Raw genomic sequence first — 14,402 nt, forward strand, 5'->3', positions numbered from 1 at the left:
GGGAAATGGGCACTTGGCGGGGTGCCAGCGGCGAAGCGGCGAGCACGGGAGGTTGCTGTGGCGGTTCGGCATCGTCTGATCATGACGAGCCCGTGGACGGTGTGGTCCGTCCTGGCGGACGGTCACCGGTACGCGGACTGGGTGGTGGGCACCTCGCAGTCCCGGCCCCTGCGTGGAGAGTGGCCCCAGGTGGGCGCGACGATCGCCTACGAGGTCCGCGTCGGACCCATGTCCCTGAACAACGAGACGGTCGTACGGCGCTGCGACGAGGGCACCGCCCTGGAGCTCGAGGCCCGGGCGGGCGCGCTGGGCACGGCCAGGATCGCCATCGAACTGCGCCCCTGGGGCGAGCACTGCCTGGTGATCGTGGACGAGCATCCGCTGCGCGGCGCCGGCGGCGCGCTGCACAACGTGGCCGTGGAGACACTGATCCAGATCCGCCACCGGGCCATGCTCGCCCGCCTCGCCAAGGTGTGCGAGGCGGAAGCCGGAGCCGACGGCGATCCCGGCGAGCGGGCCCCGGGCCCGGCGTCGGGGTCGGGAGCCAGGCATGCCTGACGCGGTGGTGATCGGGGCCGGGCCCAACGGACTGGTGGCGGCCAACGTGCTCGCCGACGCGGGCTGGAGCGTGGAGGTCCTGGAGGAACAGCCCGAACCCGGTGGAGCGGTCCGCCACGACCGGGGCGTCCACCCCGACTTCGTCAACGACCTCTTCAGCTCGTTCTACCCCCTCGCCGCCGCCTCCCCGGTGCTGTCCGCGCTGCGCCTGCACGAGCACGGCCTGCGCTGGAGCCACGCCCCCCGGGTCCTGGCGCATCCGCTGAGCGACGGCCGCTGCGCGGTCCTCGACCGCAGCATCGACGTCACCGCGGACTCCCTCGACGCCTTCAGCCCCGGGGACGGGGCGGCGTGGCGGCGCCTGCACGAGGTCTGGCAACGCCTGCACACCGACATCCTCGACGCCCTGTTCACGCCCTTCCCGCCGCTCAAGGCCACGGCACGGCTCGCCGTCCGGCTGCGGGCCGCCGGCGGGCTGCGGCTGGCGCGCACCCTCGTGCTGCCGGTGCGGCGTATGGGGGAGGAGGAGTTCGGCGGCGAGGGCGGCAGGCTCCTGCTGGCCGGCAACGCCCTGCACGCCGACCTCGCCCCGGAGGCCGCGGGCAGCGGCGGCTTCGGCTGGCTGATGTCGATGCTCGGACAGACGTACGGCTTCCCCGTGCCCGTCGGCGGTGCGGGCGCCCTCACCGATGCCCTCGTGCGCCGGCTGCGCTCCCGCGGCGGCGTCCTGCGCTGCGGGCACCGCGTCGGCCGGATCGTCGTCCGCGGCGGCCGGGCCGTGGGCGTGCGCACCGACGACGGCGAGACGGTCGCCGCGCGCCGGGCCGTGCTCGCCGACGTGTCCGTGCCCGCCCTGTACGGCGAGCTGGTCGAGCCCGAGCACGTGCCCGCGCAACTGCTGGCGGACCTGGAACGCTTCCACTGGGACTTCGCCACCTTCAAGGTCGACTGGGCCCTCGACGGCCCCGTGCCCTGGCGGACGGAGCAGGCCGCGCGGGCCGGCACCGTCCATCTGGCCGACGGCGTCGACGAGCTCACCCGTTTCGCGGCGCAGATCGCCATGCGGCAGGTCCCCGACCGTCCGTTCGCCCTGTTCGGCCAGATGACCACGGCGGACGCCACCCGCTCGCCCCAGGGCACCGAGTCGGCGTGGGCCTACACCCACGTGCCGCAGCGCGTCACCTCCGACGCCGGCGACGAGGGCCTCACCGGCTCCTGGGACCCGAAGGAGCAGGAGGTGATGGCCGACCGGGTGGAACGGCAGGTGGAGCGGTTCGCACCGGGTTTCCGCGCGCTGGTCCGCGCCCGCCGCGTCCTGGGCCCGCCCACGCTCCAGTCGCTCGACGGCAATCTGAGCGGCGGCGCCATCAACGGCGGCACGGCGTCCCTGCACCAGCAGCTCGTCTTCCGGCCCGTGCCCGGCACCGGGCGGCCGGAGACGCCGGTGCGCGGACTGTTCCTCGCGTCCGCCGGCGCCCACCCCGGCGGCGGCGTCCACGGAGCCCCGGGCGCCAACGCCGCCCGCGCGGCCCTGCACCGCCACCGCCCGCCGGGCCTGACCCGCGTCCAACGAGCGCTCATCCACCGCGACCGCACCGGGGACAAAGCCCCACCGCGGCGGTGACGACCGAAGCAGGGGGGAGCCGCGGTCGCGGGCCGGCCGGGCGGGGGCCGCTCACCGGGACGCGGCGACGCGTCGGCAGTCGAAGGAGACGGGTCATGGCCGACAGCCCTCTGCGCGGCCGCACGGTCGTCGTGACCGGTGCCGCCCGTGGCCTCGGCGCCGCCCAGGCACGGGCGCTCGCCCGGCGCGGCGCGCGACTGGCGCTGCTCGGGCACGAGGGACCCGCACTGGAGACGGTGGCCGCGGCCCTGCCCACCCCGGCCCTGGCCGTCGAGGTGGACGTCACCGACGCGGCGGCCCTGGAGCGCGTGGCCGAACAGGTCCGTGGCGGGCTGGGCCCGCCCTCGGCCGTCGTCGCCAACGCGGGCATCGCCGAGGGCGGCCCCCTCGCCGTGGCGGACATGGGCACCTGGCGCCGAATCGTCGAGGTCAACCTCGTCGGCAGCGCGCTCACCGCCCGCGCCTTCCTGCCCGACCTCCAGGAGACGGCGGGCTACTACCTCCAGATCGCCTCCCTCGCGTCGATCGGCGCCGCGCCGATGATGAGCGCCTACTGCGCCTCCAAGGCCGGTGTGGAGGCCTTCGCCCACGCGCTGCGCGCCGAGGTGGCCCACCGGGGCGTCGCGGTCGGCATCGCCTACATGAGCTGGACCGACACCGACATGATCCGCGACGCCGACCGCCATGTGGTCCTGCGCGAGCTGCGCACCCACATGCCGGGACCCGCCCGGCGGGTCCACCCGGCCGACCTCGTCGCGGAGCGGCTCGCACGGGCCGTGGAAACCCGCCGCACCGCCGTGTACGTACCCGCCTGGCTGCGCCTCGCCCAGGTGACGCGGGCCGCGCTGCCCCCGCTGGTGCTGCGGGTGTGCCGGCGCGAGCTGCCCCGCCTGGAGGCCGAGGAGGCCCTCCGGTCCACAGGTCCGCTCGGCGGCGGCGGACGCGCCGACAGCGACGCCGCCCGCGCCCGCCGGCCCTGAATCCGTGAAGAAACCTCGAAAGTCTCGCGACTGCTCAGTGTGCAAGGGGGAATTCGGGGAGTAGGAGGTCGATGGAAATGGTGCCCCTGATTCTGGTTCTTCTCCTGGCCGTGTTCCTGTTCGGAGTGGGTTTCGCCGTAGAGGCCCTGTGGTGGATCGCGCTCATCGTGCTGGCCGTGTGGGTGCTGGGCTTCTTCCTGCACCCGGCGGGCGGTCCGGGACGCCGGGCCCGCTGGTACCGCTGGTAGAGGTCGCGTTTGTGAGTCGGAAAGCGGGTCACTACGGTGTGCGGAGCACTGGGCCGCTCTTTCCGACCGCAAACGCATCGTGAGGTGTTCGGGTCTGTCCGCGTCGCAACAGGCAGAAACCGCAGAAGCCATAGAAAAGACAGAAAAGACACAGGCGAGCGACATCGCAGCGCACGCTGAACCAGCGGAGCGCGCGACGCGGGCACCGTCCTCGGGCGGTGCCTCGCCGCGTCCGCTCACCCGGGAAGGACCCTCGCCGCACTCCCCGAAGGCGAGGGACGCGTTCTTCGACAACGCCAAGTACCTCGCCATCGTGCTGGTCGCCGTCGGCCACGCCTGGGAGCCCCTGCGGTCCGGCAGTCGCACGGTCACGGCGCTCTACACCTTCGTCTACGCCTTCCACATGCCGGCCTTCATCGTCGTCTCCGGCTACTTCTCACGCGCCTTCGCCGCCGAGCCACGGCACATCCGGCGCCTGATCACCGGCGTGGCCGTGCCGTTCGTCGTCTTCGAGGTGGCGTACACCCTGTACACGAGATGGACCGACGACGCCCCGGACCGTCCGATCAGCCTGCTGGACCCGCTGTACCTGACCTGGTTCCTGGCGGCGCTGTTCATCTGGCGGCTGACCGCCCCGGTGTGGAAGCTCGTCCGATGGCCGGTCCCCGTCGCGCTCGGCGTCGCGATGCTGGCGACGCTGTCGCCCGCCATCGGCAAGGACCTCGCCCTGCAACGGGTCCTCCAGTTCCTGCCGTACTTCGTGCTGGGCCTGTGCCTGACGCCGGAGCACTTCCGGCTGGTGCGCCGGCGTGCGGCCCGCGTCCTGGCGGTGCCGGTCCTGGCCGCCGCCCTGGCGGTGGCCTACTGGGCGGTGCCGCGCATGGACTACGCCTGGTTCTTCCACGACGACAGCGCCGAACAGCTCGGCGCGCCCGCCTGGTCGGGCCCGGTGATGACCCTGGCGACCTTCGGCTGCTCCGTCGCCCTGGTCGCCTGCTTCCTGGCCTGGGTGCCCGGCCGGCGTACCTGGTTCACCGTCCTGGGCACCGGCACGCTCTACGGCTATCTGCTGCACGGCTTCGTCCAGCAGGCGGCCGGACCGGCCGGCTGGTACGAGCCGGACTGGGTGCACCGGCCGCTCGGCGCGCCGGCCGTCACCGTCGCCGCCGCGGCGGTCGTGACGCTGCTGTGCACATCACCGGTACGCCGGCTCTTCCGCCCTGTGGTGGAACCGTCGATGGACTGGGCGTTCCGCGGCGGCGCGGTCCGGACACCGAGGGGCCGCGCGCCTCATACGCGGACGGGGCCGTCGCCGTCGCCGAGCCGTCTGCGTAGCACCATCAGGGCGGTGTCGTCACCGGGCGTGCCCGCCGCGTGGCGCCGCAGGTCACGGTAGACGGCGGCCGGTACGTCACCGGCGAGGACGTCGGACCAGGCCGAGGCCCGCTCCTCCAGGGGGTAGAACGCGCCGGACGGATCGCGGGCCTCGGTGACGCCGTCCGTGCACAGCAGGAGCGTGCTGCCGTGCGGGAAGGCGAACCACTCGACCGTGCGCGGCTCGGGGGCCAGGGCGTCCAGGCCCAGCGGCACGCACGGCTCGCGCCTGAGCACCGGCCCGGTGGTGTCGCCGTGCAGCAGCAGGGGCGCCACATGCCCGCAGTTGATCGCCTGGACCTCCACCCCTGAGTCGACGCCGAGGACCAGCGCGGTCACGAAGCGCTCGCTCTCCCCGGCCTGCGCCGCGAAGGAGTTGTGCCGCAGCACCGCCTCCTCCAGAGCGTCCACGATGCCGGTGAGCGTCGGCTCGGCCACGGCCGCCTCGCGGAAGGCGCTGAGCACCGCGAAGGCCGCGCTGATGGCGGGCAGGCCCTTGCCCTGCACATCGGCGATGAAGACCCGGGTGCCGTACGGGGAGGCCACGACCTCGTAGACGTCGCCGCCCACCCGGCTGTCCTCCTCCACCGGCTGGTAGAGGCCGTGCACCAGCAGCTGGTCCGTCATCAGCGGGAACGGCCGCAGCAGCTGGCGTTGCAGGGCGGCCGCCGCCGAACGCAGCCGGGCGATCTCGCCCTCGCTGCGCACCCGCTGGGCGGCCCGTGCCACGCTGAGGCCGTTGAAGACCAGCGCGAACACGACGGTCGCCGCGCCGGCGCCGACGCTGTCCTCCGCCCGGTCGAAGAGCGACCCGATGATCATGAGCGTCACCCAGACGGAGGCGACGGCGGTCTGCCGCACGGTCCCTCGCCCGGCGATCAGCGCGGGGAGCACGACGAGGAAGGGGGCCAGCCGGGACTCCCGGTCCAGGAAGACACCGGTCACCGCGAGGATCACGGTGAGGGCGGCGAGCCAGGACACCACCACGGACCAGCGCAGCGCCGGGGCCGACCCGTCCCGGCCGTCGACCAGCGACAGCCGGTCCGTGTCCCTGCGGATGCCCGGGATGCCCACCGGTGCCTCCCGCTCGTGCGCCTCTCGGCGGACCCGCCCGTGGACGGGTGCCCTCCACCCCAATGGTCCGACAGTCCCACGAGGTTCGCCCGCCACGTCTTGACCACGATCGAGAGCCAGGTCCACCGTTCCGGCGTCCGAGTTGGTTGAAACGATTCAAGGCATGTTCCTCCCGGCGGGCATCGGCCGCTGCCGCACGACGATCGACCTGCCGTCTTCGCCACCGCCGCCCGGCAGGACACGGCCCGGTCGGCCCGGTCAGGCTGGTGCCCTACGGCCAGGCCGCCGGGAACCGACCGGGGGAGTGCGACGGCCGGACGCGGGTCCGCCGCCCCGACGGGGAGCCACGCTATCCGGCGTCGGGGAAGCCGACGTCGGGCAGGCCGCCCGGACCCCGGCGCGGGCCCCGGCCCGGCCCCGGGTCGGGTTCGCCGTCGGCCCGCCGCGCCCGGCGCGCGTTCTCGCCGCGCATCGCCGTCAGCCACGGCCACAGGTCCGGCAACGGCTGCGCCGCGCAGGTCAGCCGGTGCTCGATCCGGCAGCGCTGCGAGGCGACCGGCGGACACACCCCGTACACCGTCACCCGGCCGTCCGACAACACGATCCACCGATGCTCGGCGGGCACCAGGTGGGCGAGCACGTCCACCCCCGGCTCCAGCAGCACCCAGTCGTGTTCCGACGTCAGCACCCGGTCCTGCGGCAGCCCGCAGTACGGGCACGCGTACGTGCGGCCCTCGCGCAAACGGCGCGGCCCCCTGTCGACAGCCCCCATGGCAGGAGCGTGCCCACGACCGGGGCCCCACGCACGCCGTCTTCAGGCCGCAACCGGTGGGACCCCACGGACCCGGCACACCAGCCGAGACACCACCGGACCGCCGCCGCCCCCGCCGGCCCACCGGTCACGGCCTGAGGCCCGCCGCACACACCCCCACGGCGGGCCGGGCCGGGTGCGGAATACTGCCCCGGAGGATCACGGCACGGATGGGGGTATCGGTGCGACCGCTGGGCAAGGACGATCCGACGCAGATCGGCCCGTTCCGGATCATCGGGCTGCTCGGGGGCGGCGGCATGGGGCGCGTCTACCTCGGCCGCGCGGTGGACGGCCGGACGGTCGCGGTGAAGACCGCGCGGGCGGAACTCGCCGACGACCGTGGGTTCCGGACGCGTTTCGCCCGTGAGGTGGCCGCCGCCGGACGGGTCGGCGGCCCGTTCGTGGCCGCCGTCGTCGACGCCGCACCGCACGACGACATGCCCTGGATGGCGACCGACTACGTGCCGGGCGTGTCCCTGACCGACGCGGTGCTCGACTGCGGGCCGCTGCCCGCACATGTGGTCCGGCCCCTGACGGCGGGTCTGCTGCACGCCCTGACGGCGGTCCATGCCCAGGGCCTGGTCCACCGTGACCTCAAGCCGTCGAACATCCTGCTGACCACCGAGGGCCCGCGCGTCATCGACTTCGGCATCGCCTACTCCGCGGCGGACACCGCGCTGACCACGACCGGCACCGCCCTCGGCAGCCCGGGATTCATGGCACCCGAGCAACTCACCATGACCGGCCCCAAGGTGACGGGCGCGGCGGACGTGTTCGCCCTCGGCGGCGTCGTCGTCTTCGCGGCCACGGGCACCGGCCCGTACGGCAGTGCCGATCCGCAGGTCCTGATGTACCGCACCGTCCACGAGGAGCCACGGCTCGGTGAACTCCCCGACGACCTCCGCGCGTTGGCGGCCTCCTGCCTGGCGAAGGACCCCGACCGGCGGCCCGCCCTGTCCGAACTCATCGCCCGGCTCGGCCCTCCCGGCCCCTACGGCGACTGGCTCCCCGAACCTCTCGACGTCCGGCTGCGCCGGCTGTCCGCGCGCCTCGCCGACCCCCGCTCCGCCCACACGGTCCCGCCGGGGCCCCCGGCCGCCGCGACCGCCGACGTGCCCGACGCGACCGCGGTGAGCACGACCCCCTTGCCGCCGTTCCCCGCCACCGTCCCCCGGCACCAGGGTCCGGCGGGCACCTCCCGTCCGTCGGGGCCGAGCAGACGCCGGGTTCTGGCCGCGCTCTCCGCCGTCGGTACCCTCGCGGGCGGCGGCGCCCTGACCTGGGCCCTGCTGCCCGACAGCGACGGCAATGGCAACGGCGGGAGCGGGGGCGGCGCGGCCGGGGGCGGATCCGGCACGGGTGCCGCGCAGGGCACCGGAGCCACCGGCGCCCCGGCCGCCGGCACGCTCGCCGCCCGCCTGCCGCAGGAGATCCGCGACAAGGGCGTCGTGGTGGTCGGATCGGACGTCGCCTACGCGCCCATGGAGTTCCTCCGCGACGGCACGCCGGTCGGCGCCGACATCGATCTCGGCAACGCCCTCGGCCGACTGCTCGGCGTCCGCTTCGATTTCCGCAACGCCACCTTCGACACCCTGCTGACCGGTCTGAACGCGGGCCGTTTCGACCTGGTCATGTCGGCGATGGCCGACACCCGGGACCGGCAGGAGGGGCGCGCGGACGGCGTCCTGACGGGCAGCGGCGTCGACATGTTCGACTACCTCGACGCCGGTCTGGCCATCGTCGTCCCCAAGGGAAACCCGGAGGGCCTCAAGACCCCCGAAAACCTGCGGGGCAGGAAGGTCGCGGCCCTGAACGGATCGGCGGCGCACGCATACCTGTCCGCACTCGGTCGGAACGGTTCCGGCGGGGTGGACGTCAGGGGGTTCGGGTCCCCGGCCCAGGTCTACGACGACGTCACGAAAGGCCTCTCCGCGGCCTGCCTCGACGACTTCCCGGTCGCGGCCCACACCGTCGCCCCCGACCAGGGCGGTGCCGCCCTGGAACTCGTCGGCGAGCAACTCGACCCGGTGCCCTACGGCATAGCCGTCGCCAAGACCGACACCGCCCTGCGCGACGCCGTACGCGAGGCCCTCGACCGTCTCATCGCGAGCGGCGAGTACACCAGGATCCTGAAGAAGTGGAACCTCCAGGACGGCGCGGTGACCCGAGCGGTGGTCAACGGCGGCCGGTAGCGCCGCCCGCTTTGGGCAGCCGCCCTCGGGGAGCGGTCAGCGATGGCCGACCAGGTGCGCCGCGTCGGTGAAGTCGGGGGTGAAGGGGCGCAGGAAGTCCCTGCCGGGCTCGACGACGCCGTAGCTGTTCTCCGGCACCTCGTTCCAGGCGCCGGGCAGGTCGCCCAGGGGCTCCGACACCACCATGCGGGTCTCGTCGGAGACCTCGCGAAGGAAGGCGACATCGGGGTGCAGGGCCCGCAGGGACTCCACCTCGCTGCTGTAGTACAGCGACCGTGAGGCGCCCTCGCTGGAGTAGCGGAAGGCCCACACCCGTTCGCCGTCGGCCACCGCGACCGTCATCTGCAGCGGGTGCCGGACCCCGTGCGCGTCCCCCGTCGCCTCGATCAGGCCGGCCATCCGGGCCACGGCCCGGGGCGGATCCTCGGTGAGGCCGAAGGTGAGGGCGAGGAAGAACATCAGCTCCGAGTCGGTGGAACCCTCGATGGCGGGGTAGAGCCGCGCGTCGACGGCGAGGGCGAGGTCGCGCCGCAGCAGGCGGAAGTCGGCGACCGCCCCGTTGTGCATCCACATCCACCGGCCGTGGCGGAACGGGTGGCAGTTGGTCTGCTGCACCGCCGTGCCCGTCGAGGCCCTGATGTGGGCGAAGAACAGCCCCGAGCGGACATGGTCGGAGATCTCCCGCAGATTGCGGTTGTTCCACGCCGGACCCACGTCCCGCAGGACCGCCGGAGTCTCCGCCTCGCGGGTGTACCACCCGACGCCGAACCCGTCGCCGTTGGTCGTCTCGACACCCATACGGGAGTGCAGGCTCTGATCGATCAGCGAATGCTGCGGCTTGAACAGGACCTGGCTGAGCAGCACCGGCGTACCCGAATAGGCGATCCAGCGGCACATGGTCACGCCCTCCCTCCCCGGCCGGGGCGGGCCGGGAGCACCTTGCTGGGCTCACTCCAGTATCGCGACGCCGGGCGAACCGGGCATCCGGACCCGCTCGCGCCACAGCGCTCCGGCCGGCCCGACCCACGGGATACCGCCGGTAACGCCTTTCGGTGGCTGTCCGTTCTCCGGCCGCCGGGCCGCGCCCGTGGGAGGCCACCGCCGACTGACGGCCCGACCGCCCGCCACGACCGCCCCAACTCACCGCCAGGGCAAGGGCGGCGCGCGGCCGCGCCAGTCAACGGCGGGCGGGAGCGGGGTCGGTCGCGGGGCCGTCGACAGCAGGCGCGCGCGGCGGGTCGCGGGCCGTCAATCCGCTCTCGGGGGAAGGCGCGTACGAGCAGGTCGCTACCATCGACTGCGCGGCACCACTCCTCCAGTACGAAAGCGGTTCCCCACGTGTTCAGCCCCACCCCGATCTACCAACGCCTCATCGCCGAACGCGGTGACGTGCCTGCCCAGGTCCGCAGTGAGGCGGAACGCATACAGCGCGACCTGGCGCAGCTCATCCAGACCCCGCTCGCCACCGGTCTGCCGCCCCACCGCCTCCTGCCCGACGGCAACCGCCCTTCCGGACTCCTGTGAACGCCGCGCCCGCTGCGCGCCGCCCGGAGTTCACCGCCCTTCGCCCCGGGCGGTGAACAACCGGCGGGCCTCGCCCGTACTCCACGGCGTAGAACTGTCCGCCCACGGGGGCGGCACCCGCCCGGAATCCGAAAGCGAGCGACGTGCCCCAGCCGCAACCGCGATCAGCCCTGTCCGTCGTCCGTGTGGCCCGCGGCGCCGCGGTCGTCGGCAGCCTGGCCCTCCTGCCCCTCACCTCCGCCTGCGGCGGCGGTGACGAGACCGCCGCGCAGGGCAAGCCGTCGAGGACACCGACCGTCTCGGCCCAGCAGGCCCAGGTGGTGGCCCCCGCGAAGGTCGAGGTCCTCGCCGGCCTGACGGGTTGCACGGCCAAGATCCGCGTCGAGGCCGACGAACTCCGCGAAGGCGTCTGCCACACCGCCTCCGGCGACTACCTGATCACCACGTTCCCCGAGGAGCGGTTCAAGGAGACCTGGCTCGAGACGGCCGGCGTCTACCAGGGCACCTACCTCGTCGGCATGCGCTGGGTGATCAGCGCCAAGCCGAAGCTCCTCGAGCAGTTCCGCCCGAAGGTCGGCGGCGACATCGTGCGGATGTCCGGCATGGCGCCGGCCCCCGGGGCACCGGGCTCCACCTAGCCCTGCCTCGGGCGGGCCGCGGGCCGGCCGGGTGGGGACGCGGCCCCGAGGCGGCGCCGGCGTTCGCCGTAGGCGACGAGGGCCTCCCACAGGTGGTGCCGTTCGACGTCCGGCCACGCGTGGTCGGTGAAGTACAGCTCGGCGTAGGCGGAGTGCCACGGAAGGAAGTTGGACAGGCGCCACTCCTTGCCGGTGCGCCACAGCAGGTCGACGTCCGGCAGGTCGGGGTCGGGGAGGTGGCGTGCGAAGTCCCCTTCGCCGATCCGGTCGGGGTCGATCTCGCCGGCCCGGGCGGCCCGGGCGAGCGCGGCGGAGGCCCGGGTGATCTCGTCGCGGCCCCCGTAGTCGACGCACACGGTCAGCGTCAGGCCGCCGCGCGTACGGGTGGCGTGCTCCCGTCGGCGCAGCGCCTCCATGAGGTCCGCCGGCAGCCGGTCGGGCTTCCCCGCCCAGCGCAGACGCACGTCCAGCTCACCGTAGGGATCGTCGTCGAGCTCCTCGCGCATCGCCTGGAGAAGGGCACCGACCTCCTCGCTGTCGCGTTTCCAGTTCTCGGTGGAGAAGGCGTACACCGTCAGATGGCGCAGGCCGACCTCCAGGGCGCCGTGGACGGTCTCGTGCAGGGCGCGGACGCCCGCCCGGTGGCCCGCGTGCCGGGGCAGACCGCGCTGCTCGGCCCAGCGTCCGTTGCCGTCCATGATGATCGCCACATGGCGGGGCATCCGGTCGGCGGGGATGCGCGGAGGTCTGATCCCGCTGGGGTGCGCCGGCGGCGGGCGCAGCGCGGTGGTGGAGGGACGCGAATCCGGGGCGAGGACGGCGGGTGCCGTGGCGCGCGGCACGCCGGCCCGGGGCCGGTGCGGGGGGATCGTCAGCGGGGTGAGCCTCCAGGCCAGCGCCGAGCGCAGCCGGGCCGGGACGAGGACGCGGGCGACCGCGGCGGGGCGCGGGCGGGGCGCGGTGCGCAGCAGCGTGGGCCCGGCCGCCTCCACGGCGTCCAGCTGGGCGGTCAGAAGCCCCGCCATGGTGTCCAGCACGGTCGCCGGGCCCGGGTGCATGCCGTGCGTCAGACGCGGCTGCGTCACCCAGCGGCGGCCCAGCGCGGTCAGCTCGGCCGTCAGCCCGGCCACGGCCTCGCTCCAGCGGCCCCCCAGCAGGTCCTCCTCCGCGCCGGGGAAGCGCTCCAACGCCTCGCGGGGCAGGAGCAGGTCGCCCTGCGCCAGGTCGGCGGCCAGATCGGTGAGGATGTCGGTGAGCCGGAAGCCGTCCAGGAACCGCTCGTAGCCGTCCAGATGGTCCAGGCGCAGCGCCACCGGCACCCCGGCCCGGTCGAACAACTCCCGCACCCGCTCGAACCAGGGCAGCAGATTGCCCCGCCCCCAGGCCCGCCAGGCCGCCCAGTCGGCGAAGACACGGCCGGCCGTGTCGTCCCGCACCACCTCCAGGGCGCCGCGCAGCCCGCCCAGATCCAGGTCCCAGCGCAGCGCCGTGTCGACCAGGGCGTGCCGCACGGGATCGGTGCCGGCTCCCGCCGCCAGGTCCTGGTCGAGCCCGGTGATCCACGCCTCCACACGCGCGGCCCGCTCATCGGCCGTCGCCCCGCGGTCGTCGGCCAGGTCGTCGACGGCGTTCGCGGCCGCCCACAGCGCCCAGCACGCGGGGCGCAGCGCACCCGGCACCAACTGGATCAGGGCGTACTGCACGGGGTCCTCCCGCCGGGTCAGCCGACGGCACAGCCGGTACGCGGCCCGCAGCGCGGGATCCTCGCCGGTCACCGCCCGCGGCCCGGCCCTCCCGACGACCGCCGGGCGGGGCGGCTCCGTCGGTGAGGTTCCGTGGTGGCCGGAAGAACTGTCTTCTGTCGTATGCACGTTCATGACAACGACAATGCCCCAGCCGGGTCGCGGACGCGGCCCGCACCGGCGTGTTCAGCGGGCGGGACGACGCCCGGCGCGGCCCGGGCTCCTCGCACCTCTCGCTCCTCGCGCCGCGCTCGTGCCGCACCGGGACGACGACCGGGGCACGGGGCGTCCCGCAGCTCGGCGCGGCTGCATAAAGTAGCCGTGTGCGGGGCGGAAACAGGTCCGCCGGGGAGGGGAACGCGTCATGGGCAGGACGGACAAGGACCGGGGGCGCGCGGGCGTGGCCGCGCCCGAGCAGATGATCGCGGAGGCGCGCAAGGCGTTCTTCGTGATGTTCGGTGTCGTGGCGTTCGTCTGGCTCGTGCAACTCGCCAACTTCGCCGACGACTACGCCCTCTCCCGGGACTACGGCGTCGTGTCCGGCGACTCGGGCACGCTGCCCCACATCCTCACCGCGCCCTTCCTGCACTGGAACTGGGCGCACATCGAGAGCAACTCCGGGCCGCTGTTCGTGTTCGGGTTCCTCGCCGCCTACCGGGGGGTCGCCCGCTTCTTCGGGCTGAGCCTCCTCGTCGCGGTCACCAGCGGGCTCGCCGTCTGGCTCTTCGAGGGCCGGGCCGTCGACACGGTGGGCGCGAGCGGCCTGGTCTTCGGCTACTTCGGCTACGTCGTCGTGCGCGGACTCTTCGACCGGCATCTGATCGACACACTGATCGGTCTCGTCATGGCGGCCTCGTTCGCCTATCTGCTGACCGTCGCGGTGCCCGGGACGCCCGGGGTGAGCTGGCTGGGACACCTCGGGGGGCTGGCCGGCGGCCTGGTCGGGGCCTGGCTCTTCCGCGACCGGCGCCCGCGCGCCGCCGCGCCGGCCCGCCGGGACGACGCCCCGGGACCGGCCGCGCCCGGAGAGCTCCCGGCGCCGTCCGACGGCTCACGCGCCGACCTGCACAAGGAACTCCGGGACCTCGGCCTGCTCTAGCCAGAACTCCGCTCGGGGCGTGGTGCTTCTCCGGGGGCGGCTGTCGGTGGCTCGCGTTACGGTGCCCCCGTCCGACCGCTTTCCCCGTTCAGGGAGGCTCTCATGAGCGCGCGTCTCAACCCCTACCTCACCTTCGACGGCGACGCCCGCCAGGCGATGGAGTTCTACAAGGAGGTCTTCGGCGGCACCCTCAAGATCAACAGCTACGGCGACTTCGGCCAGGCGGGCACCCCCGAGGCCGACAAGATCATGCACGGCATGCTGGAGACGCCCAGCGGATTCACCCTGATGGGCGCCGACGCCCCGCCCGGCACCGAGCACAACCCCGGCAACACCTTCTCGGTGAGCATCAGCGGCGACGACGACGCCGAACTGCGCGGCTACTGGGAGAAGCTCTCCGCCGACGGCACCGTGTCCGTCCCGCTGGAGAAGCAGATGTGGGGCGATGTGTTCGGCATGTGCACGGACCGGTTCGGCATCTCCTGGATGGTCGACATCACCACGCCGCAGTGAGCGCGATGTGTGACACGCCCCCGGA

Annotated in this window: 14 protein-coding genes; 10 read left to right on the plus strand and 4 right to left on the minus strand. The window is 74.0% G+C overall.

From position 1 onward, the window contains the following. Positions 1–57 precede the first annotated feature (57 nt). From ALMP_RS13735 to ALMP_RS13755, 5 genes are all read left to right on the plus strand, one after another. Positions 58–558, plus strand: a complete 501-nt coding sequence (locus ALMP_RS13735) for an SRPBCC family protein (RefSeq protein WP_264927483.1) — start codon at positions 58–60, stop codon at positions 556–558. Next, positions 551–2,182, plus strand: a complete 1,632-nt coding sequence (locus tag ALMP_RS13740) for an NAD(P)/FAD-dependent oxidoreductase (RefSeq protein ID WP_264927484.1) — start codon at positions 551–553, stop codon at positions 2,180–2,182. The genes ALMP_RS13735 and ALMP_RS13740 overlap by 8 nt, the downstream gene beginning before the upstream one ends. Before the next feature lie 95 nt (positions 2,183–2,277). Next, positions 2,278–3,162 (plus strand): SDR family oxidoreductase, encoded by an 885-nt coding sequence (locus ALMP_RS13745; protein ID WP_264927485.1) that lies wholly within the window; start codon positions 2,278–2,280, stop codon positions 3,160–3,162. 77 nt (positions 3,163–3,239) lie between these two features. Beyond that, the gene (locus tag ALMP_RS13750; RefSeq protein WP_264927486.1) at positions 3,240–3,410 is read left to right on the plus strand and encodes a DUF5670 family protein; all 171 of its coding nucleotides are present in this window, start codon (positions 3,240–3,242) and stop codon (positions 3,408–3,410) included. 163 nt (positions 3,411–3,573) lie between these two features. Next, the gene (locus tag ALMP_RS13755; RefSeq protein WP_264927543.1) at positions 3,574–4,806 is read left to right on the plus strand and encodes an acyltransferase family protein; all 1,233 of its coding nucleotides are present in this window, start codon (positions 3,574–3,576) and stop codon (positions 4,804–4,806) included. Here the strand turns inward: ALMP_RS13755 and ALMP_RS13760 are convergent. Both ALMP_RS13760 and ALMP_RS13765 read right to left on the minus strand, forming a co-directional pair. Then, positions 4,701–5,858, minus strand: a complete 1,158-nt coding sequence (locus tag ALMP_RS13760; RefSeq protein ID WP_264927487.1) for a PP2C family protein-serine/threonine phosphatase — start codon at positions 5,856–5,858, stop codon at positions 4,701–4,703. The genes ALMP_RS13755 and ALMP_RS13760 overlap by 106 nt on opposite strands. Positions 5,859–6,207: 349 nt before the next feature. Beyond that, positions 6,208–6,630 carry a DUF6083 domain-containing protein gene (locus ALMP_RS13765; protein ID WP_264927488.1) on the minus strand — a complete coding sequence of 141 codons (423 nt, stop codon included), beginning with the start codon at positions 6,628–6,630 and terminating at the stop codon, positions 6,208–6,210. Between the two features lie 209 nt (positions 6,631–6,839). Between ALMP_RS13765 and ALMP_RS13770 the strand changes: the two genes are divergently transcribed. Continuing rightward, on the plus strand, positions 6,840–8,861 hold the full coding sequence (locus ALMP_RS13770; protein WP_264927489.1) for a bifunctional serine/threonine-protein kinase/transporter substrate-binding domain-containing protein: 2,022 nt from the start codon (positions 6,840–6,842) through the stop codon (positions 8,859–8,861). A 36-nt stretch (positions 8,862–8,897) separates the two neighbouring features. On the opposite strand, the gene ALMP_RS13775 is transcribed toward ALMP_RS13770, so the two are convergent. Then, positions 8,898–9,758 carry a class II glutamine amidotransferase gene (locus ALMP_RS13775; RefSeq protein ID WP_264927544.1) on the minus strand — a complete coding sequence of 287 codons (861 nt, stop codon included), beginning with the start codon at positions 9,756–9,758 and terminating at the stop codon, positions 8,898–8,900. Positions 9,759–10,199: 441 nt separating this feature from the next. Between ALMP_RS13775 and ALMP_RS13780 the strand changes: the two genes are divergently transcribed. Next, positions 10,200–10,385, plus strand: coding sequence for a hypothetical protein (locus ALMP_RS13780; RefSeq protein WP_264927491.1), 186 nt, complete (start codon positions 10,200–10,202; stop codon positions 10,383–10,385). A 143-nt stretch (positions 10,386–10,528) separates the two neighbouring features. Continuing rightward, positions 10,529–11,023: a hypothetical protein gene (locus tag ALMP_RS13785; protein WP_264927493.1), complete on the plus strand. Its 495-nt coding sequence runs from the start codon at positions 10,529–10,531 to the stop codon at positions 11,021–11,023. On the opposite strand, the gene uppS is transcribed toward ALMP_RS13785, so the two are convergent. Beyond that, entirely contained in the window at positions 11,020–12,900 is a 1,881-nt protein-coding gene (gene uppS, locus ALMP_RS13790; RefSeq protein ID WP_264927495.1) for a polyprenyl diphosphate synthase, read from the minus strand. The two genes, ALMP_RS13785 and uppS, sit on opposite strands and share 4 nt — an antisense overlap. Positions 12,901–13,129: 229 nt before the next feature. Between uppS and ALMP_RS13795 the strand changes: the two genes are divergently transcribed. Together ALMP_RS13795 and ALMP_RS13800 are read left to right on the plus strand one after the other, a co-directional pair. Beyond that, a complete protein-coding gene (locus ALMP_RS13795) occupies positions 13,130–13,864 on the plus strand; it encodes a rhomboid family intramembrane serine protease (RefSeq protein WP_264927496.1) in 735 nt (244 codons plus the stop codon). 102 nt (positions 13,865–13,966) lie between these two features. Beyond that, the gene (locus tag ALMP_RS13800) at positions 13,967–14,377 is read left to right on the plus strand and encodes a VOC family protein (protein ID WP_264927498.1); all 411 of its coding nucleotides are present in this window, start codon (positions 13,967–13,969) and stop codon (positions 14,375–14,377) included. Positions 14,378–14,402 lie beyond the last annotated feature (25 nt).

It is taken from the genome of Streptomyces sp. A012304 (assembly GCF_026008495.1).
In the GTDB taxonomy this organism is placed as follows: domain Bacteria; phylum Actinomycetota; class Actinomycetes; order Streptomycetales; family Streptomycetaceae; genus Streptomyces.

Excerpts from the sequence above, each read along its gene's own strand:
- ALMP_RS13740 (WP_264927484.1), top strand. The coding sequence starts at position 551 with ATGCCTGACGCGGTGGTGATCGGGGCCGGGCCCAACGGACTGGTGGCG.
- ALMP_RS13745 (WP_264927485.1), top strand. The coding sequence starts at position 2,278 with ATGGCCGACAGCCCTCTGCGCGGCCGCACGGTCGTCGTGACCGGTGCC.
- ALMP_RS13750 (WP_264927486.1), top strand. The coding sequence starts at position 3,240 with ATGGTGCCCCTGATTCTGGTTCTTCTCCTGGCCGTGTTCCTGTTCGGA.
- ALMP_RS13765 (WP_264927488.1), bottom strand. The coding sequence starts at position 6,630 with ATGGGGGCTGTCGACAGGGGGCCGCGCCGTTTGCGCGAGGGCCGCACG.
- ALMP_RS13770 (WP_264927489.1), top strand. The coding sequence starts at position 6,840 with ATGGGGGTATCGGTGCGACCGCTGGGCAAGGACGATCCGACGCAGATC.
- ALMP_RS13775 (WP_264927544.1), bottom strand. The coding sequence starts at position 9,758 with ATGTGCCGCTGGATCGCCTATTCGGGTACGCCGGTGCTGCTCAGCCAG.
- uppS (WP_264927495.1), bottom strand. The coding sequence starts at position 12,900 with ATGAACGTGCATACGACAGAAGACAGTTCTTCCGGCCACCACGGAACC.
- ALMP_RS13795 (WP_264927496.1), top strand. The coding sequence starts at position 13,130 with ATGGGCAGGACGGACAAGGACCGGGGGCGCGCGGGCGTGGCCGCGCCC.
- ALMP_RS13800 (WP_264927498.1), top strand. The coding sequence starts at position 13,967 with ATGAGCGCGCGTCTCAACCCCTACCTCACCTTCGACGGCGACGCCCGC.